Source organism: Bacteroides sp. 90-K9/2 (assembly GCF_047310725.1).
GTDB lineage: Bacteria > Bacteroidota > Bacteroidia > Bacteroidales > Bacteroidaceae > Bacteroides > Bacteroides vicugnae.
Genome location: NZ_JBCGVL010000001.1, coordinates 1,561,476 through 1,582,853, shown reverse-complemented (window position 1 = coordinate 1,582,853; position 21,378 = coordinate 1,561,476). Strand labels below are relative to the sequence as shown.

The 21,378-nt window shown below is 41.2% G+C and carries 11 protein-coding genes; 9 read left to right on the top strand and 2 right to left on the bottom strand.

The genetic code is table 11. The features are described 5' to 3' along the window. Positions 1-120: 120 nt before the first annotated feature. On the bottom strand, positions 121-1,263 hold the full coding sequence (locus AAHJ11_RS06150; RefSeq protein WP_167511721.1) for a glycoside hydrolase family 88 protein: 1,143 nt from the start codon (positions 1,261-1,263) through the stop codon (positions 121-123). Between the two features lie 243 nt (positions 1,264-1,506). Here AAHJ11_RS06150 and AAHJ11_RS06145 point away from each other — a divergent pair, with 243 nt between their 5' ends. From AAHJ11_RS06145 to AAHJ11_RS06125, 5 genes are all read left to right on the top strand, one after another. After that, the gene (locus AAHJ11_RS06145) at positions 1,507-3,348 is read left to right on the top strand and encodes a rhamnogalacturonan lyase (protein WP_320974298.1); all 1,842 of its coding nucleotides are present in this window, start codon (positions 1,507-1,509) and stop codon (positions 3,346-3,348) included. A gap of 3 nt (positions 3,349-3,351) precedes the next feature. Then, on the top strand, positions 3,352-4,761 hold the full coding sequence (locus AAHJ11_RS06140) for a glycoside hydrolase family 88 protein (RefSeq protein ID WP_320974299.1): 1,410 nt from the start codon (positions 3,352-3,354) through the stop codon (positions 4,759-4,761). An 18-nt stretch (positions 4,762-4,779) separates the two neighbouring features. Beyond that, positions 4,780-5,094, top strand: a complete 315-nt coding sequence (gene rhaM, locus AAHJ11_RS06135) for an L-rhamnose mutarotase (protein ID WP_004301580.1) — start codon at positions 4,780-4,782, stop codon at positions 5,092-5,094. 90 nt (positions 5,095-5,184) lie between these two features. Then, positions 5,185-9,477 carry a two-component regulator propeller domain-containing protein gene (locus AAHJ11_RS06130; protein WP_320974300.1) on the top strand — a complete coding sequence of 1,431 codons (4,293 nt, stop codon included), beginning with the start codon at positions 5,185-5,187 and terminating at the stop codon, positions 9,475-9,477. A gap of 114 nt (positions 9,478-9,591) precedes the next feature. Continuing rightward, a complete protein-coding gene (locus AAHJ11_RS06125; RefSeq protein ID WP_320974301.1) occupies positions 9,592-10,392 on the top strand; it encodes an alpha/beta hydrolase in 801 nt (266 codons plus the stop codon). A gap of 42 nt (positions 10,393-10,434) precedes the next feature. On the opposite strand, the gene AAHJ11_RS06120 is transcribed toward AAHJ11_RS06125, so the two are convergent. After that, positions 10,435-13,398, bottom strand: coding sequence for a glycoside hydrolase family 2 protein (locus AAHJ11_RS06120; protein WP_320974302.1), 2,964 nt, complete (start codon positions 13,396-13,398; stop codon positions 10,435-10,437). Positions 13,399-14,286: 888 nt separating this feature from the next. Between AAHJ11_RS06120 and AAHJ11_RS06115 the strand changes: the two genes are divergently transcribed. The 4 genes from AAHJ11_RS06115 to AAHJ11_RS06100 all read left to right on the top strand — a co-directional run bounded on the left by AAHJ11_RS06115 (position 14,287) and on the right by AAHJ11_RS06100 (position 21,362). Further along, complete coding sequence (locus AAHJ11_RS06115; RefSeq protein WP_320974303.1) at positions 14,287-15,597, top strand: glycoside hydrolase family 28 protein; 1,311 nt, start codon at positions 14,287-14,289, stop codon at positions 15,595-15,597. A gap of 302 nt (positions 15,598-15,899) precedes the next feature. Further along, positions 15,900-18,329, top strand: a complete 2,430-nt coding sequence (locus tag AAHJ11_RS06110; protein ID WP_413579192.1) for a glycoside hydrolase family 88 protein — start codon at positions 15,900-15,902, stop codon at positions 18,327-18,329. A gap of 69 nt (positions 18,330-18,398) precedes the next feature. Then, a complete protein-coding gene (locus AAHJ11_RS06105) occupies positions 18,399-19,511 on the top strand; it encodes a hypothetical protein (RefSeq protein ID WP_122135663.1) in 1,113 nt (370 codons plus the stop codon). 183 nt (positions 19,512-19,694) lie between these two features. Beyond that, positions 19,695-21,362, top strand: a complete 1,668-nt coding sequence (locus tag AAHJ11_RS06100) for a polysaccharide lyase family 1 protein (protein WP_122135664.1) — start codon at positions 19,695-19,697, stop codon at positions 21,360-21,362. Positions 21,363-21,378 lie beyond the last annotated feature (16 nt).

Below are 21,378 nucleotides of genomic sequence, written 5' to 3'. Positions count from 1 at the left end.
TTTTTTAGGCACGGATTACACGGATTTCACGGTTTTAGTGCTATGATTACGTAAAACAACCGTGTTAATCCGTGTAATCCGTGCCTTATTATTCTCTTATACCTTATCGAAAACTGTATGTTATTTTAATTTATAAACTTCTGTTCCGGCAAGCAGGAAACAACCGACTCCGTAGTCTTCAAAATCGGGTACACTCTTGTAAGTAACCGGCTGTCCGTCTTTAGGCTCCTTGCCTGTTCCCTGCACATATCCCAGAAATCCGTTCGGGTGTACGGCATCTTTCACCATAGCGTTCCATGCTTTTAACAGGACGGGAAGATACTCTTTACGGTCGAGCAATCCGTTGCGGACTCCCCAAGCCATACCATAAACAAATAAGGCTGTACCGGAAGTCTCTTTTCCTCCGAAGTTCGTCGGGTCGTGAAGACTGACATTCCAGAAACCATCTTCACGCTGACATTTCTTCAAAGCCTTGCTCATGGTCAGGAAATCATTGATATAGTCCTGACGATGTTTCTCGTCAGAAGGAATTTCATCCAACACACGTACCAAAGCAGCATATACCCATCCGTTTCCACGACTCCAATAGCAATCTTCGCCATTCGGCTCTTTATATGGAGGATTAAAATCCTGATCGCGCCACCACAGACCGTCTTTAGGGTTGAACATACCCGTTTCATCGTGTTGGCTGCGTGTGTAGTAGTACATATCCCACATCTTATCGTAGTATTTCTGTTCTCCGGTCATTTTTCCGAATTTAGCGAAGATAGGCATTGCCATTTGTACGGCATCAATCCACCACCAGTCGTTCACCTGCGGCGTATTCACCACCATATCGATGCTCGCTTTGATATTCCGGATCATATTCGGGTCTGACGGGCAGATTTTATAGATATCAATGTATGCCTGTCCGCAACAATGATCGTCCGCATTACGGGTAGTATTGCCATTGCGCATTCCCCATTTGTGGAAATCGGCCCAGTCGTAAGTATACTTATAATAATCCTCGCGCGGATAAATAGAATAGAGAGCCATCAATCCTTCATAATATACACCACGCGTCCAGATATTACTGGGACGTACACGACCATAAAAACTGGGAGTAGTGTAATCGGCATACTTCTTCATAAAGTAGTCATTCACCTTTATGATATTCTCTAAAGTCTCTTTTTGTGCCGGGAGCTCTTGTGCTGTGACCGTATGGACTGGTATCAGACAAGAAAGAAGCAATCCTGTAAAGAGTAAGAATAGTGGTTTCTTCATGGTACAATAGTTCTGTTTTATTAATTTGCTGTTTATAATAATTTCTATTGCAAAGGTAAGAGACGTTCCTTTCTTTTTCAATGGATTTTCGTGCAAATGTCTTTAAATTCGTTCACAAGGCAGCAGGAAATAGCGTAAAATGCATACCTAATGATGATTTCTACATATATCTGTACAATATTCTATTTCATGAATGGACTGCGTCCTTTACTTTTGTGTTGTAATTTGATAATCGATAAAACTATGAAGTGCATAACTCTTTATTTTAGTTTCTGCCTGATAGCTATCTCCTCGATAGCCCAGCCAAACTATGACTTTTCGAAGTTGAAACGCGAACGTCTGGGACGTGGTGTAATTGCTATCCGGGAGAATCCGTCTACTGTAGCTGTTTCCTGGCGTTATTTGTCTTCCGACCCGATGAATGAATCTTTTGATATTTATAGGAATGGTGAAAAGATAAATAACCATCCGTTGAAGGATGCCACTTTCTTTCAGGATGCTTATACAGGAACAGAATCTGTACTTTATACCGTGAAAGCAAGGGAAGGGAAAACGGAAAGCAGCTATCAATTACCGGCAAATGCCCCGTCGGGTTATCTGAATATTCCGTTGAACCGCCCCGAGGATGGTACGACTCCGTTAGGACAAAACTATTTTTATACTCCGAATGATGCCAGTATCGGTGACGTGGACGGTGATGGTGAATATGAGATTATTCTGAAATGGGATCCGAGTAATGCACATGATAATTCACACGACGGTTATACGGGAGAAGTATATGTTGATTGTTATAAATTGAACGGTCAGCAGCTATGGCGTATTAATCTGGGAAAGAATGTACGTGCAGGTGCGCATTATACTCAATTTATGGTTTATGATCTGGATGGTGACGGTCATGCGGAAGTGGTGATGAAGACCGCAGACGGAACGGTGGATGGAGTCGGAAAAGTGATTGGAGACGTCAATGCGGACTATCGAAGTGAGCAGGGGCGTATTCTGACCGGACCGGAATATCTGACAGTATTCAACGGATTGACAGGAGAAGCGATGCAAACAATTGATTATGTGCCCGAAAGAGGAAACCTGATGGGTTGGGGAGACAGTCGTGGTAATCGCAGCGACCGTTTTCTGGCTTGCGTTGCCTATCTCGACGGCATACACCCGAGCGTAGTGATGTGTCGCGGATATTATACACGTACTGTTTTGGCTGCTTTTGACTGGGATGGAAAGGAACTGAAACAACGTTGGGTATTCGACAGTAATAATCCCGGTTGTGAAGATTATGCCGGACAGGGAAACCATAACCTGCGGGTAGGTGATGTGGACGGTGACGGATGTGATGAGATCATCTACGGTTCATGCGCCATAGACCATAACGGCAAAGGACTCTACACCACGAAAATGGGACACGGCGATGCCATTCACCTGACTCATTTCGACCCTTCTCGTAAAGGGCTGCAAGTATGGGATTGCCATGAAAATAAACGTGACGGTTCTACCTATCGGGATGCAGCTACCGGAGAAATTTTATTTCAGATTAAAGACAGTACGGATGTGGGGCGTTGTATGGCAGCCGATATTGACCCGACTCAACCGGGCGTTGAAATGTGGTCTGTTGCTTCTGGAGGAATAAGGAATGTGAAAGGAGAAGTAGTAAAAGACCGGGTGAGAGGTTTATCCTGTAATATGGCTGTCTGGTGGGATGGAGATTTGTTGCGTGAATTGCTGGATCGAAATAGGATCAGCAAATACAATTGGGAAAAAGGAATCTGTGAGCGCATAGCTATTTTTGAGGGGACTCTTTCTAATAATGGAACCAAAGCGAATCCTTGCCTTCAGGGAGATATCGTGGGTGACTGGCGCGAAGAAGTACTGATGCGTACAACTGATAATACAGCTTTGCGGCTTTACGTCTCCACTATTCCTACCGACTATCGTTTTCATACTTTCCTCGAAGATCCGATTTATCGTATAAGTATCGCTACCCAGAATGTTGCTTATAATCAGCCTACACAGCCCGGATTCTATTTCGGACCGGAACTTCAGGGAACCGTATTCAGAGGATGTGAAATACCTAAAAAATAGATTATGAATGTTCGTATCATAACCATTGCTTTATTGCTGGCAACTTTGCCGATTAGTGCACAGAAAAAGAAAACGGTAGTGAATGATTCAAATACTCCTTTACATTTGCTGCAACCTGCTTATCAGGGTACGTATGGTGATCTGTCACCGGAACAGGTGAAGAAAGACATCGACCGTGTATTTGCCTATATAGATAAGGAGACCCCCGCCCGTGTAGTAGACAAGAATACAGGCAAACTGATTACCGACTACACCACGATGGGAGAGGAAGCGCAACTGGAACGTGGTGCTTTCCGTCTGGCAAGTTACGAATGGGGAGTAACCTATTCAGCCTTGATAGCAGCTGCCGAAGCTACGGGCGATCAACGTTACATGGACTATGTGCAGAACCGTTTCCGCTTCCTGGCGGAAGTGGCGCCTCATTTTAAACGTGTGTACGAAGAGAAAGGCACGACAGACCCTCAACTGCTGCAAATCCTCACCCCTCATGCCCTGGATGATGCCGGGGCTGTGTGTGCAGCGATGGTGAAAGTCCGTGTGAAAGACCGCTCGCTTCCTGTAGGCGGATTAATTGAGAACTATTTTGATTTTATTCAGAATAAAGAATATCGGTTGGCAGATGGTACTTTTGCCCGCAATCGTCCGCAACATAATACACTTTGGTTGGACGACATGTTTATGGGGATTCCGGCAGTAGCCCAGATGAGCCGTTATGACAAGGCTCAAAAAGAGATATATCTGGCGGAGGCTGTCAGACAATTCCTGCAATTTGCCGACCGTATGTTTATCCCTGAAAAAGGTTTGTATCGTCATGGATGGGTGGAAAGCAGTACCGATCATCCTGCCTTTTGTTGGGCGCGAGCCAATGGGTGGGCTATGCTGACAGCATGTGAATTGCTCGATGTATTGCCGGAAGATTACCCCCAGCGTGCGAAAGTGATGGATTATTTCCGGGCTCATGTACGCGGAGTGACTGCCTTGCAAAGTGGAGAAGGGCTTTGGCATCAATTGCTCGACCGGAATGATTCTTATCTGGAGACGTCTGCTACGGCTATTTACGTATACTGTTTGGCGCATGCTATCAATAAAGGCTGGATTGATGCCATTGCTTATGGACCTGTCGCTCATTTGGGATGGCATGCCGTGGCCGGTAAGATCAATGCGGAAGGTCAGGTGGAAGGCACTTGTGTGGGTACGGGGATGGCTTTCGATCCTGCTTTTTATTACTATCGTCCGGTCAATGTATATGCGGCACATGGATACGGACCGGTGCTTTGGGCAGGTACGGAAATGATCTCTCTATTGAAGAATCAGTACCCGCAGATGAATGACAGTGCCGTTCAGTATTATCAGGTGAAACAGAAGACGACTGCACCTATTTTTGCCATCGATACAGAAGAAAAGAAAGATTAACTTTAAATAGATAGAACCATGAAACGAGAAGCTTTTAAAATGTATTTAAAACCCGGATGTGAAGCTGAATATGAGAAAAGACACGCTGCCATCTGGCCCGAATTGAAAGCATTGCTTTCCAAGAACGGAGTGTCGGACTATTCGATTTATTGGGATAAGGAGACCAATATCCTGTTTGCTTTCCAGAAAACGGAAGGTGAGGCTGGTTCGCAGGACTTGGGTAATACGGAGATTGTGCAGAAATGGTGGGACTATATGGCGGATATCATGGAAGTGAATCCGGACAACTCGCCGGTGTCCATTCCTTTGCCGGAAGTATTTCACATGGATTGATTTTTTAGTAATTAGGTTCGTTGTTTCTTTTATTATCTCAACTATCTTGATTATTTTTGTCCAACATTAATTATTAATCTTGGAATCTATATGATGCAAAGACACCTTTTAATCTTTACCTTTCTTGTTAGTTTTGTGTTGAATGCCTATGGTGCGATAGAGCTTCGTTCTACACAAATGAGAACGAGTGACGGTCTTCCCAATAACTCTATTCGATACATTTATCAGGATAGCAAAGGTTTTTTGTGGCTGGCTACTTTGAACGGATTAAGTCGTTATGACGGCAACTCTTTTCTTACTTTCCGTCCGGAAATCGGTGACAAGGTGTCTTTGGCAGACAACCGTATCTACGATCTGACAGAAGATAAAGATGGTTTTTTGTGGATTTCCACTACACCTGAATTATATAGTTGCTATGATTTGCAACGTGCCCGTTTTGTTGACTATACCGGTTGTGGCGAACTAAGACAGAATTATTCAGGGGTATTTGTAGCTGCTAACGGAGATGTCTGGCTTTCCCATTCGGGAAACGGCTGCCGGAAGATGGTACATCAGAAAAATGGTGAGATGACATCTACCGTATTCAGGACCGAATGTGGAAACCTGCCGGATAACCGGGTGAAATTCGTGAATGAGGACACCAGTGGGCGTATTTGGATCGGCACTCAATGCGGTCTGGTTTCCGTCTCCAACGGGCAATATCGGATAGAAGACCGATTAATCCACTTCACTTCTTCGCTGTCCTATAAGGACGATATGTATTTCCTTACAGCAGATGGAGATATCTATTATTATCAGGAGGCTACTCAAAAGATGCAAAAGTTGGCTTCTCTTGCCACTGTGGCAGGGGCGACATCGCCAACCGGAAATTTCCTGTTGAAAGATAAGTGGGTGATCCTGACTACTACCGGAGTATATACTTATCAATTTGCTACCGGAGAGATGGCCGCAGATCCTCGTTTGAATATTAAAAAGGGAGAACTGATACGTGATAATCGTGGAGATTATTGGATATACAATCATACGGGACGACTTACATATGTGCTTGCCGAAACCGGAGAGAGTAAGGACTTCCAGTTGATTCCCCAGGATAAGATAAGTTATATCGACTTTGAACGTTATCATATCGTCCATGATTCCCGGGGAATTATTTGGATTTCGACCTATGGAAATGGGCTTTTCGCTTATAATACTGCCGAAGATAAACTGGAGCATTTTGTGGCGAACATTAATGACCAGAGTCATATCAGTTCGGATTTCCTGCAATATGTGATGGAAGATCGTGCCGGTGGCATCTGGGTAGCTTCGGAATATTCAGGCTTGTCCCGTATTTCCGTATTGAATGAAGGAACCTCCCGCATCTATCCCGAATCCCGTGATTTGTTCGACCGGTCGAACACCATCCGTATGCTTACCAGAATGTCTAATGGAGATATCTGTGTAGGTACGCGTAAGGGGGGATTATACACCTTTGATTCAAGCCTTCGTTCGAAAATGACCAATCAATATTTCCATTCTAATATCTATGCTCTCACCGAAGACAAGCAGGGACGAATGTGGATGGGAACTCGTGGGAATGGTCTCAAAGTGGGGGATACCTGGTATTATAATAATCCTTCTGATCTGACAGCCTTATCCGATAATAACGTTTTTGCCATTTATCGCGACCGTAAAGACCGCATGTGGATAGGTACATTTGGAGGTGGGCTGGAACTGGCCGAACCTACTCCCGACGGTAAATATAAATTCCGTCATTTCTTCCAGCAAACATTCGGGATGAGGATGGTGCGTGTGATAGAAGAAGATGCAAATGGGATGGTGTGGGTAGGAACCAGTGAGGGTATTTGTGTTTTTCATCCGGATTCATTGATTGCAGATGCCGATAATTATCATCTTTTCAGTTATACAAACGGAAAGTTTTGCAGTAATGAAATCAAGTGTATCTACCGGGATACGGAAGGGCGGATGTGGATTGGTACGTCCGGTTCGGGACTGAATCTTTGTGAGCCGCAGGATAACTATTGCTCTTTGAAATATGAACATTACGGAACTTCCGAAGGATTGGTTAACGATGTAATCCAGTCCATTCTGGGAGATAAAAAGGGGAATCTATGGGTTGCTACCGAATATGGTATTTCCAAATTTAATCCGATTACCCATTCTTTTGAAAACTACTTCTTTTCTTCTTATACACTGGGAAATGTGTATAGTGAGAATAGCGCCTGTATGCGCGAAGATGGAAAACTGCTTTTTGGCACAAACTACGGATTAATAGTGATCGATCCTGAAAAGATACAGGATAACGAAACTTTCTCCCCGGTTGTTTTCACGGATTTATATGTCAATGGAACGCAGATGAATCCGCAGATGGAGGACTCTCCGTTAAAGCAATCGTTGGCTTATTCGGACGAAATAACCCTGAAGTTTTTTCAGAACTCATTCCTGATAGATTTCTCTACTTTTGATTATTCGGATAGCGGTCATACCAAATATATGTATTGGCTGGAAAATTACGATCAGGGATGGAGTGCTCCTTCTCCTCTGAATTTTGCTTCGTTTAAGTATCTTAATCCGGGAACTTATATACTTCACGTCAAGTCGAGCAATGGAACGGGTGTTTGGAATGATAGCGAGACTACACTGAAAATTGTAATTGTCCCTCCATTCTGGAAAACGACTTGGGCAATGCTGGGTTATGTGCTGTTATTAATCATAGCCTTGTACTTTGCTTTCCGTATCGTTCGTAACTTTAATGGCTTGCGTAACCGCATCAATGTAGAAAAGCAGTTGACAGAATATAAACTGGTGTTTTTTACCAATATCTCTCATGAATTCCGTACTCCGCTTACCTTGATTCAGGGAGCATTGGAGAAGATTCAACGGGTGACTGATATCCCGCGTGAATTGATATATCCGCTGAAAACAATGGATAAGAGCACGCAGCGTATGTTGAGGCTTATCAATCAGTTGCTGGAATTCAGAAAGATGCAGAATAATAAGCTGGCACTCTCTTTAGAGGAAACGGATGTCATCTCTTTCCTTTATGAAATATTTTTGAGCTTCGGAGATGTAGCGGAACAAAAGAATATGAATTTCCGTTTCCTGCCTTCGGTGCCGTCCTATAAAATGTTTATTGATAAAGGAAATTTGGATAAGGTGACTTATAACCTGCTTTCAAATGCCTTTAAATATACTCCTTCGAACGGAACAATTATTCTCTCGGTGAATGTGGACGAAGGGAAGCAAACCTTGCAGATTCAGGTTTCGGATACGGGAGTCGGCATTCCTAAAGAGAAGCAGAACGAATTGTTCAAGCGATTTATGCAGAGCAACTTCTCCGGTGACAGTATCGGTGTAGGGTTGCATTTGAGCCATGAACTAGTTCAGGTACATAAAGGAACGATTGAGTATAAGGATAATGAAGGCGGTGGTTCAGTATTTACCGTATGCATTCCGACGGATAAGACGGTGTATTCGGAGAAAGACTTCCTTGTCCCGGGCAATGTACTGCTGAAAGAGGCGGATGGACATGCGCATCATTTGTTGCAGCTCTCTGAAGAACTTCCTGACTCGGAAAAACTGGCTGTTCCTCTGAATAAACGGAAAGTCTTGATTATTGAAGATGACAATGATATTCGTGAATTCTTGAAAGAGGAAATCGGAGCCTATTTCGAAGTAGAAGTTGCTGCTGACGGTACATCCGGATTTGAGAAGGCACGTACGTATGATGCCGATTTGATTATCTGTGATGTTCTGATGCCGGGAATGACGGGATTTGAGGTTACTAAGAAGCTGAAATCGGATTTTGATACGAGCCATATTCCTATCATTCTGCTGACTGCTTTGAGTTCGCCGGAGAAACATCTGGAAGGTATAGAAGCTGGAGCGGATGCTTACATTGCCAAACCGTTTAGTGTAAAACTGTTGTTGGCACGTGTGTTCCGCCTGATCGAGCAGCGCGATAAATTGCGTGAGAAGTTCTCCAGTGAACCGGGTATTGTGCGTCCGGCCATGTGTACCACTGACCGGGATAAAGAATTTGCAGATCGGTTGGCTGCCATCCTTGAACAGAACCTCGCCCGGCCTGAATTCTCTATTGATGAGTTTGCGCAGATGATGAAGTTGGGACGAACGGTATTTTATCGGAAACTACGTGGAGTAACGGGATATTCGCCTAATGAATATTTACGTGTTGTGCGCATGAAGAAAGCAGCCGAGTTGTTACTGTCGGAAGATAATCTGACGGTTGCAGAAGTCTCCTATAAGGTGGGTATCAGCGATCCTTTCTATTTCAGTAAATGCTTCAAAGCTCAATTCGGAGTAGCACCGTCCGTTTATCAACGTGGTGTGAGTAATGATAATGATTCTCCGCAGGATTCATAAGAATAAGATTAATTAAAACAGCATAGTATGAGACTAATTTCTTTTTGTAAAATATTACTTTTAAGCGGTTGCTTTACAACTGTTTGTACTTCTATGAATGCACAAGACAAAGTTATGAAAAAACAGGATTCGCCTATTGATATAGATTTGTGGCAAAACGGATTGCCCAATACGAATGGGATGGAAGCCCAGGGATATGATGATAAAAAGAATAATTTCAAACCTAGTATCCGGGTATATTTGCCGAAAGCTTCTCAACAGCCGGCGAGAGCTGTTATTATATGTCCGGGAGGTGGATACGGGCATTTGGCAATGGCTCACGAGGGGTATGACTGGGCACCGTTTTTCAATGAACAGGGAATAGCTGCTATTGTCTTGAAGTACCGTATGCCTAATGGTAATCGGGAAGTTCCCATGTCGGATGCATACGAAGCTATTCGTTATGCGAAAGAACATGCTTCTGAATGGAATATTAATCCTGATTGCATTGGCATCATGGGATTTTCGGCAGGTGGGCATTTGGCCTCTACAGTGGCTACGCATGCTTCCGAAGAACTTCGTCCTGCTTTTCAGATTCTTTTTTATCCGGTAATTTCGATGGAATCTAAATACGGGCATGGTGGATCGTGCAGACAGTTTCTAGGTGAAAAAGCAACGGAGGAATTGAAAAAGGAATTTAGTAATGAGTATCAGGTGGATTCTCTTACACCAAGAGCGTTTATAGCTTTATCCGATGACGACAGGGGCGTGGTACCTATGAATTCTATTCGTTACTATTCTGCTTTGAAAGAAAAGGAGATACCGGCTGCCATATATATTTATCCCAGTGGTGGACACGGATGGGGAATGAAAGATAGTTTTAAATTCCGCAATGAAATGTTGATGGAGCTGAAAGCTTGGCTAATGACTTTTTAGGGGAGGTTATTAAAGCAGTGCTAATACCTGTTGAGAACTAATTTATTTGATTGTTTCGAGAAATTCTACTTCAATGATTCTTAACTGATTTTTGCTACTGCTCTTTTCCTGTTCCATTTTATTGGCAGCTTTGGCTTCTACTTCAATGATCTGTCCGAAAGCATCCTTGTCACTGGTATTTCCTTTCAGGCGAATGGTTATAGTGTTGGCACGTACCGGCTTTTCTACATTGAGATGAATATACCCCAGACTCTTATCTGTATTTCCGTTCCAAATCAGGATGTTTCCGGCATATACTTCCAATGGATAACTGCGTGAACGCCACCCTTGCAATTTGATACATATATCGTCTATTTCGGCTTCTCTCTCCAGTGTATAAGTAATCCAGGCAGTGCTCAACTTACCGTCATTTTTCCATTCCGTCAGTTCGATATCATCATAGCTCTTTTCAGCATCGCTGTTATTGGAACCGGCTTTTGCTGAAACGATGCGTACACCTTTTTTGCTATCTTGGTAAGAAGGGGTAGAAGGAGTCTCACCCCTGTCCAGTTGTCCTTTTAAAGTCTCCTGCGGGAGATAAGTGCTTAAACCTTCAGTAACTTTTACAGGCACTGTTTCCAATGTGAGTGTGGCGGCAAGTAATCCTTTAGCCTGTGCTGTCAGAGTTACTTTTCCGGCAGTGGTTGTGCTACGGATCAGTGCACGGTTGATGCCACATTCTACCGGAAGTTTTGTATCAAGGATATGATTGTTTTCACCTTGAGCAATCCCTCCACGCCATTCTGCTTGACCGTTGAGTGTGAATTGAACCGTACGATTATCCAACGGGCAACGTTTTCCGTCTTTATCTACAACTTCCACCTGTATTAAAGCCATGTCTGCACCATCTCCATGGAATCCTTCGGGATTTTGAATAGCGGTAAGTTTCAGTTTGGCTGGTTCACCGGCTGTATGTATAGCGTAGCGGCTGATTTCTTTTCCTGCTTGATTATAGCTGACTGCTTCCAGTTTACCCGGTTTGAATGTTATGTTGTCAAAAGTAAAGAGGAAATTGTATTGGCGTTTGCCTTTACCCAGAGATTTACCATTCAGGAAAAGCTCCACCTCTTCCCCGGTAGATACCACATGTATGGGTTTTACTGTATTTTCAGGATAATTCCAGTGTCCGATAATGTAGGTCTGGTCTTCTTCCGTATCTACCCATCCGTTCCACATCACCTGATGTGCATAGAAGGCGTCTTTCTCAATACGCATAGCATCTGTCACTCCACTTCTGCGATAGTTTTCCGCTCCCCGGTAATGGGTATTGGTGTCAGAGAAGATAATTTTAGTGCCGCCGGAGCTGACTCTGTTACCTGTTCCGGGACGCTCACGCCAATAATCATACCAGCGGGCTATCATGCTAATGGCAAGTTCATCTTGGTTACGGTTATAATCAGTAGCCGGTTTACCTTTATAGAGCGGACCGTCACCTTCTTTATGGAAAGGATAGCTGTATTCGTCCCAGTATTTTCTTAAACCTTCGTCGCGGCAATATTCGGTAGCCCACATCGGATGATGCTCACTTCGGTTGATATATAGCATTTCGCCGCCGTATTCCGCTTCACGAATATCCAACATTTCACGTGAACCGATAGCACGTCCGCCAAACGGATCATATTTGTCACGAACAGCTTTCATCTCTATCATATGTTCACGGCTGATAGCTTTGTTGCCACATTCGTAGAACAAGATACTCGGGTTGTTGCGGTTATAAATGATTGCATCGCGCATCAGTTCCACCCGTTGCTCCCATTGGCGTCCCTCACGGTCTTTTTCCGCATCTCCGGCAGGCATTGCCTGTATCAGACCTACACGGTCGCAAGATTCTACATCTTGTTTCCATGGAGTGACGTGCATCCAACGAACCAGGTTTGCATTTCCTTTTACCATCAGACCATTAGAGAAGTCGCTCAACCAGGCTGGTACGGACAGACCCACTGCAGGCCATTCATTGCTGGTACGTTGTGCATATCCCTTCATTTGGATAACACGGTCGTTCAATTCTATTTTTCCTTCAACAAAGCGTGTTTTACGGAATCCGGTGCGGGTGCTGACTTCATCGAATATCTGATTGTTGTCATCTTTCAAGGCAGTTTTTACCGTATACAGGTAACCATATCCCCAACTCCAGAAATGAAGATTATTGATAATGGCGGATGCCTTTACCGTTTTAGTCTCTCCTGCTTTTAAAGTCACTTTATCACCTTGGAAAGTCTTCAATCGTTTGCCATCGGCATCAAGCACAGTCACTTGATAACTGAACTGGCGGGGAGATTTACTGTCGTTTCTGACTTCTGATTCGGCATGAATGGTTGCTTTATGCCCTTTTATATCGAAATCTTTGGCGTACACATAAACACCTGTTGTTTTCAGGTTACTGTATAAGGGAAGAGTTTGATATACATTATCGGTAACGTACAGAAATACATTTTTGGGGATACCGCCATAGTTAGCATTGAAATTGCGGTCGTTCCACTGAAATTTGGAGTTGGTTCCCTCTTCTCTGTACATCCAGTTGTTATCGGTGCGAACGGCAATTACGTTTTCACCCTCCTTCATATATGGAGTCAGGTCGAATCCCACTGCCATTACGCCATTTTCGTGTCTGCCCAGATTATGACCGTTGAGATAGAAGTCTCCACGTTGACGTACTCCTTCGAACTCGATAAATACTTTCTGGTTACTTTTCAGTTCCGGAATCCGGAAACTTTTGCGATACCACACCACTGTGTCTGTCAATTGTTCGATGGAGAGTTTAAATGCTTCATCTTCATTGAAAGCATGAGGCAAAGTTACTTGCTTCCATTCACTGTCGTCGAATTTAGTGTCTTTGGCTTTAGGAAATTCTCCTATTTGCAGCTTCCATTCACTGTTGAAGTTGTATTTTTTGCGTTCGGCCGCCTGACTGTTGATAATAGACAGTGTGATCAGCAGAAAAACGAAAAGATATAATTGGTGTTTCATGATAATCAATAATATATTTATTCACTCGCAAAATTACTTCTTTTTTGAATGTATGAAATGGAGAAATGTACAAAGATTATATACAATTGTGCACCTTTTGAAATTAATTTAAAAATAATTCTTCTTATGGGCGGGATGCTCTTGACAAAACCTTTTTTATGTTGTATATTTGTGGATGTTAATATCAATGGGTAAAAGGTAGTATTATAAAAAGAATGAAAAAGAAACCGGTACAATATGATGACAATATATTAGGAAATTCTTGCAGTAGTTAAACTGTGAGAGTTTTCGTATAAGCCAAAGGCTGCGAATCTTTATGGGATTTGCAGCCTTTTTTGTTGCAAAAAATCATGGCTGTGTTCTTAGATCCGGAATTTATAGTTTATAATAAACTTGGATAGCGTTTATAATAAACTCCTCAATAATTTATTAAGAACGGTGAAGAGGATTATGAAAGATGAGTCAGTTTTTTTCTTCTTTGGTATAATACGAAATATAACTTGATTGGGGATTTTTTATGAAAAGTAAATGATATAAACATTGTTGTTGAAAAATTATATTCTTTACGTACGATATTACAGTTTCTGTGACTACGAGATAATATTCTGCCGGGGAATTAATCTCCAAACGTCGATATAAGAAAAAAGTCTATTTGTAGCATGTCTTCTTTTATAAAGAGGATGCGCTTTTTATTTAAGAGATGGAGAAACTGTACTGATTTTAGGTATGTAGAAAAGTGCATCCGGATATGGAATATTGTATACGAATAAGTAGTATTTGAGGCTTTTGCATGGAACTCCATAAGAAAATCAATATCTCCATATCCTTAAGCTTGGGGTGAATGGGCAGATGCGGTACTTTTGCAGAAAAAGTAACAAGCAGTAGAAAATGATAAAGTCAGCAATTTTAATAGTAGCGACATGTTGTAGCTTACAGCTATTTAGTCAGGAGAAATTTCCCGATGGTAAAATTATACCGGATTGGTTTTACCAAAACGAGAAAACTGATATCAGTATAATGGGAAAGAAATTCTTGATTACAGATTATGGAGTAGTGGATGACAGTACACTGCTGCAAACTGAAAAAATCCAGGCCGTCATAGATTTGGCATCCGATGATGGCGGGGGAGTCATTGTCATTCCGGAGGGTACTTATCTTAGTGGTGCACTTTTCTTCAAACCGGGAACACATTTACATCTGGAAGCAAAGGCTGTATTAAAAGGCAGTGATGATATTAGCAACTTTCCTGTAATAGAAACACGGATGGAAGGACAGAATCTGAAATACTTTTCTGCCTTGATTAATGTTGATAAGATTGATGGTTTTACTCTTTCCGGGAAAGGAACGATTGACGGAAACGGTGAGCGATACTGGAAATCATTCTGGTTGCGGCGGCGGGTTATTCCTAAATGTACTAATATGGATGAATTACGTCCCCGTTTGCTTCATATATCCCATAGTAATAACGTACAGATTTCTGATGTACGGCTGGTGAACTCTCCGTTTTGGACGACTCACATTTATAAGTGTGATAGTGTAAAACTCTTGGATTTACATATCTATTCTCCTTCTTCCCCAGTAAAAGCTCCCAGTACAGATGCTATTGATATTGATGCATGTAAAAATGTACTGGTTAAGGGATGTTATATGTCTGTCAACGATGATGCAATTGCTTTGAAAGGCGGGAAAGGACCCTGGGCGGATCAAGAACCCGATAATGGTGGCAATTGTGATATTATCATTGAAGACTGCACTTTCGGATTTTGTCACGGAGTGTTGACTTGTGGAAGTGAGTCAATCTATAATCATAATATAATTCTCCGGCGCTGTGATTTGGATCAGGCTAAACGCCTTTTATGGCTGAAAATGCGTCCGGATACTCCTCAACAATATAAGTACATCTTGGTTGAAGACATAAAAGGGAATGTTCGCAATTGCATCTTTATTGCTCCATGGACACAGTTTTATGATCTGAAAGATCGCAAAGATATGCCGGTCTCATATTCCAGCTATATAACGATGCGTAATATTCGCCTGGATTGCGATTCCTTTTTTGCTGTAGAGAAATCAAATCAGTACAAATTATCCAATTTCTGTTTCGACAATCTGGCTATCAAGGCGAAAAAGGATGTGAAGATAGATGAAAACATAATTGATTCACTCATCATAAGAAAGGTTGAAATAACTAAGGTGAATTAAAAAAGAATGGCAGAAAGACTGGAAAATTGTACATAGACTGTAAAATCGTACAAAAACGACGTCTGATAGGCTGTACGCATATGAATTTACATAAGAAAGTCGAATTCTCCATATTCCTTTCCTTTAATTCTGCCATGTAATACGGTATCTTTGACATGTGCTTATTTAGTAAAACATTGAATCTAAAACTATAAAATACAATGAAATTCTGTAGAATTATTTTTTGTCTGTGGCTATTGATCTGTTTTTTCCCTTTGGGAATTTATGCAGATATACAACTTCCCTCTATATTATCAGATAATATGGTACTTCAGCAAAATGCGAAGGTACGTTTCTGGGGAAAAGCACGTCCCGGAGAGAAGATTCAGGTAAAAACTTCGTGGGATCATAAGAAATATAAGGTGGTTGCTTCAGAAAGCGGTCATTGGGAATTGATGATACAAACACCGGCTGCTACTTCCGGACAGTCTGTGATATTGAAAGGCGATAATAAGATTCATATCAATAATGTATTAATAGGTGAAGTTTGGCTTTGTACCGGACAGTCAAATATGGAATTTCCAGTAGCTCGTAATCCGCAAGTGAAATGGAAAACAGGAATGCTGAATGAAGCGGAGGAAATGAAAGATGCTGATTTTCCGGAAATCCGTCTGTTTCATGTAGAGCATCAGATGGCGCCTGATGGTGAAAAAGAGGATTGTACAGGGAAGTGGGTGGTTTGTAGTCCGGAGAATCTGAAAGACTTTTCTGCTATAGGATTTGTCTTTGGGCGTAAATTGCATAAGGAATTGAGTACACCGGTTGGTTTAATTCAGTCTACTTGGGGAGGAACACATGCCGAATCCTGGACAAGCATGAAAGTGATGGAAAACAATCCGCTGTATGCCGATGTCTTAAAACAATATTCAAAGGAAAAGGTGAGTAGGGAAAAAGATAAGTGCAAGGTTCCGGCTACATTGTGGAATGGTATGATTGCTCCTATAGTAGGGTATACTGTAAAAGGGAATATCTGGTATCAGGGAGAGTCCAACTCTGTTCGCTATGAGAAATATCAGGAGGTATTTACTAACTTGATAAATAGTTGGCGGAAAGAGTGGAATCAGCCGGATATGCCATTCTATTTTGTACAGATTGCACCACATTACAAACAACCGGCAGGTATTCGTGAAGCACAATTGAAAACATGGTTAGGTGGACTTGAGAACATTGGTATGGCAGTAGTGACGGATGCAGCCGATTCTACAGACATACATCCACGAAATAAAGTTGCACCGGGCGAACGGCTGGCAGCTTGGGCATTAGCAAAGCAATATGGTAAAAAGATTGTTTATTCAGGACCTCTCTACAAATCAATGAAAGTGAATGGGAGAGAAATTACATTAGATTTTGATTTTGCGGAAGGTGGTCTGCAGACACCTGGCAATGAACCGGTAAAAGGATTTTTTATTGCTGGTAGTGATGCGCGGTTTTATCCGGCTGAAGCCGTAATTGATGGAAGTTCGATAACGCTTTCTTCAACTTATGTCTCTGTACCTGTAGCTGTACGCTACGGTTATGGGACTTTCTTTAGAGTAAATCTGTTTAATAAAGCCGGATTTCCAGCAGTTCCTTTCCGTACGGATTCTTTTGCTTCCGACACTTATTATCGTCTGTTTGCCGATTCGGAAATTCGCCGTTTCCCGAAAGCGTGGCAACTGGATCATGGAAAACGCCTGTATTTTGGTTATGCGCAAGGAGTAGGTTGTTGTGCGATGTTACAAGTTTGGAAGAAAACAGGAGACCGTAGGTACTTTGATTATGTAGAGGCATGGGCTGATTCTTTGGTAGATAATAAAGGGGATATTTATTTGTATAAGAAAGAAACCTATAATTTGGATTATATCAACTCCGGGAAAGTTCTTTTTGATTTATACGATGAAACCCAAAAGGAGAAATATAAATTGGCTATCGAGAATCTGATAGACCAGTTGAAAAAGCAGCCTCGTACAACAGATGGAGGTTTTTGGCATAAGAAAATATACCCTAATCAGATGTGGTTGGATGGATTGTATATGGCTTCTCCTTTTATGGCTAGATATGGAGCTGAATTTAATCGTCCGGAATGGATTGATGAGGCTGTTAAACAGTTCACTCTCTGCCATCAGCATACATACGATACCAAGACCGGACTTTATTATCATGCATGGAATGAGGACCGTAGCCAGCGCTGGGCTGATCCGGAAACTGGCCATTCTCCTAATTTCTGGGGACGTAGTATCGGTTGGTGGTTTATGGCTTTAGTAGATGCTTTGGAATATATTCCCCAAGATCATTCAGGCTATGCTGATATGATTAAATGGACGAAGGAATTAGCAGAAACTCTTTCAAAATACCAAGATAAAAATGGCTTGTGGTATCAAGTAATTGACCAACCTTCACGTACCGGTAATTTTCCGGAAGCTTCTGTTACGACACAATGTATGTATGCCTATATGAAAGCTGTGAATAAAGGATACATTGATAGTCAGTATCGCGCCATTGCAGAAAAGGCTTTTAAAGGTCTGTGTGATAAACTACTGATTTCCAATCCGGACGGAACATTGACATTAACCAAATGTTGCCAAGTGGGTGGATTAGGTGGTAAGCCTTACCGTGACGGCAGTTTCGAGTATTATATAGGAGAGAAAATGAGAGATAATGATGCTAAAGCAACAGGCCCTTTCATTATGGGATGTATTGAACTGAACAAATAATATAGAAGTAGAAATGATAGGAAATTTTCGACTATTGTTTCAATTAATGAACTAATAAAATGTAGTACCATGAAAAAAGAACAAATTATCAAATCGATGTTATTTTTAATTATTCCTTTGCTTGTTATCTCATGTGATGGTAATGGCTTTATGGAATATGAAGAGACTGCATTGATGCAAAGAGATGCGCAGCAAGGACTTTTAAGTGACGAGGCAAGTGATAATACATGTATGGTTAATCTGAATTTATTTACAAAACCTTATTTTGATTATCAGTATAATACAGGTGATCATGTAGATGAGTGTTTTGTATATATTGATAATCAGGAAGATCATACTAGATGCCTTTATCCACAAAGTGGAAAAAATGTAAAAGGTAGTTTTATGATACCTTTCGGAAAACATCGAATTAAATTGAATATAGAAATTGATGATGGTAAATCATATATATATCCGATTGAACTATGTAATGCTTTGGTAACTTTAAAGAACGGTGAAGCAAGTATGGTGCTTTACGATAGAGTTATTCTTAAAAGAGCAGATTCTTCTTTCACAAATTCAGCCTTTACAGTTGAATTTGATGTAGATTTTCCTTATGCTGAAAACAATGATTATACATTAGATATTACATTAGGATTTTATGATGAAACATACGACGATGGTTCTTCAGGTCCTTATGTAAACGGAAACGTTAGTGTTTATACTTATTATCAATGGGAATCCATTTTTGAACCAGCTAAGCCAACTTATATTGACTTTGTTCTTGGAATTGTATATAATTCTACTCAAAAGGAATATTGTTATAAAGGGTATTGTGAACAAGAACTTTCTATAGATAGAAATGGAATGGTTATTAATAATGTAAGTTGGCATAAAATGGTAAGATTACCTAATGGTGATGATATTGGATATGAATTATATTTAATAACAGGTATATGGGCTAAATTACAGTCGAATATTGATACAATGATTGGTGAAACAGAAGTATCTTGGTATTCAGCTTATTATAGAGTAAAATGGGATGACGGAGAATATTCAGAATGGTATCCTATGGATGAATTAGACGAATCTTCAGTTAGGATAGATGCTACTATCGATTATTATCCCAACATTGAGATTGTATGTTTCAATACCAAAGAAATTCAGGATGCTTATGCATCACAATGGGGCATTGTACCTTAATAACTAAAAAATCTTGATTTTTACGTATAAAGATGGGATCAATATTAAAATAGATATTCAACTACTGATTGCGTAAATAGCAAAATAATCAAGTATACTTGATAACTGATATACAATTTTTTTAGGTTTGAATTTAATTTATTAATCAAATAAGTATTTCTTAATTATTTTTTTATATATAAAATGAGAAACACAGCAACTTTTCAAAAAAAGGCATATCCAATTGCCGTGAGATGCTTAACAAGCATTTTATATTTCTTTTTGTTTTCGCTTTCCTCGCTAGCGGCTTGTGTAGATAAAGAACCTGTAGATGAGGAGGATGCAGACCCTGCCATCAATCCTCACAGTTCATTTTTGGAGGATGAAGAAAGTGGTGGTTCTACAAGTTCTGGTCCTGCATTTCCTAACTTTGCCAATAACGCGCCAGCATTTCCAGGAGCAGTGGGGCACGGTAGAAATTCGGAAGGAGCCCGTGCCAGTAGTAATCGAGAGGTTTATGTTGTAACCAATTTGAATAATAGTGGTGCTGGATCGTTTAGAGATGCTGTTAGTCAGTCAAACAGAATCATAGTATTCAATGTATCTGGATTGATTGATTTGAATAAAGAGGTGCTTGTATTCAAAGATAATCAGACGATTCTCTGCCAAACAGCTCCCGCTCCCGGCATTGTGCTCTACAATGGCAGAACGTCTTCTACCAATGCTGACAACGTGATTGTACGTTATTTGCGTATGCGTGCCGGTCGGCAGGTTAGTAGCAGTGATAATATAGATGCGGGAGGGGCAGCTTACGGTCATGATCAAATTTATGACCATTGTTCTTTCACGTGGGGAACAGATGAATGTTTCTCACTCAATAATGATAAGCAGCCGGAAAGACTCTATAACATAACATTGCAGAATTCAATTCTAGGACAAGGATGCCAGAATCATTCTTGCGGAGGTTTAATTCAAACCGGTGAAAAAGACGGAATTACTATTTTCCGAAATCTATTAATTGATAATAAGACCCGTAATTTTAAAGTAAAAGGGCTGAATCAATACGTTAATAATATAATCTATAACTGGGGAAATGGAACAGCTTATGATGCAGGAGGTGAATCCGCTGGAACCTCCAATACGGTGATTGAAAACAATTACTTTATTAAAGGACCGGCATGGACATGGCAGAATTTTGCGGAAGTAGATGTAGACCCAAGTATTATTGGTGATGAAGAGCAATGTCGAAAATCCGGAGACGGATATTATGAAGTTAAATATCAAGTGAATCCCGCCAAACCACTCACCGGTGGTGGAGGTACGGGTACATTCTTTTCCTATTGTGTAGGCAACTATTATGATGAAGATAAAGATGGTACTTTGAACGGATTTGAACTTACGCAAAGCAATTGGAATACCTATTGTAGTGCTGTGATAGATCGATTAAGTGCTCCGGATGCTTTACATCCGACCATTTCTTCTACAACCAGTGCAACAGAAGCTTACTATTGGGTGGTGGAGAATGTAGGTCCTGTTTTGCCAGAACGGGATGCAGTCGACAAATTTTTGATTAGCGAACTAACCTCATTGGGAATTGAAGGCATGATTTTTCGTAATCAGACGATAGAACGTCAATATCCACTGGCCAATATTTGGAACGCTGAATTTGCAGTCAGTGTAACCGGTCCGATAGACACGGACAGTGACGGCATACCCGATGATTTTGAGGATAAATGGGGGCTAAATAAAAATAATGCAGGAGATGCTGTTCGGATTGCAGAGAACGGATATACAATGATTGAGAACTATGCTCTTTCTCTTGAATTCCCGGATGAGTATGAAAAGGCTTGGAAAGAAGCATACGGTGAATAACTAATAATAAATCATA

Bases quoted from the DNA above. Each gene is read 5' to 3' on its own strand.
- AAHJ11_RS06150 (WP_167511721.1), bottom strand. From the start codon at position 1,263: ATGAAGAAACCACTATTCTTACTCTTTACAGGATTGCTTCTTTCTTGT.
- AAHJ11_RS06145 (WP_320974298.1), top strand. From the start codon at position 1,507: ATGAAGTGCATAACTCTTTATTTTAGTTTCTGCCTGATAGCTATCTCC.
- AAHJ11_RS06140 (WP_320974299.1), top strand. From the start codon at position 3,352: ATGAATGTTCGTATCATAACCATTGCTTTATTGCTGGCAACTTTGCCG.
- rhaM (WP_004301580.1), top strand. From the start codon at position 4,780: ATGAAACGAGAAGCTTTTAAAATGTATTTAAAACCCGGATGTGAAGCT.
- AAHJ11_RS06130 (WP_320974300.1), top strand. From the start codon at position 5,185: ATGATGCAAAGACACCTTTTAATCTTTACCTTTCTTGTTAGTTTTGTG.
- AAHJ11_RS06125 (WP_320974301.1), top strand. From the start codon at position 9,592: ATGAAAAAACAGGATTCGCCTATTGATATAGATTTGTGGCAAAACGGA.
- AAHJ11_RS06120 (WP_320974302.1), bottom strand. From the start codon at position 13,398: ATGAAACACCAATTATATCTTTTCGTTTTTCTGCTGATCACACTGTCT.
- AAHJ11_RS06115 (WP_320974303.1), top strand. From the start codon at position 14,287: ATGATAAAGTCAGCAATTTTAATAGTAGCGACATGTTGTAGCTTACAG.
- AAHJ11_RS06110 (WP_413579192.1), top strand. From the start codon at position 15,900: ATGGTACTTCAGCAAAATGCGAAGGTACGTTTCTGGGGAAAAGCACGT.
- AAHJ11_RS06105 (WP_122135663.1), top strand. From the start codon at position 18,399: ATGAAAAAAGAACAAATTATCAAATCGATGTTATTTTTAATTATTCCT.
- AAHJ11_RS06100 (WP_122135664.1), top strand. From the start codon at position 19,695: ATGAGAAACACAGCAACTTTTCAAAAAAAGGCATATCCAATTGCCGTG.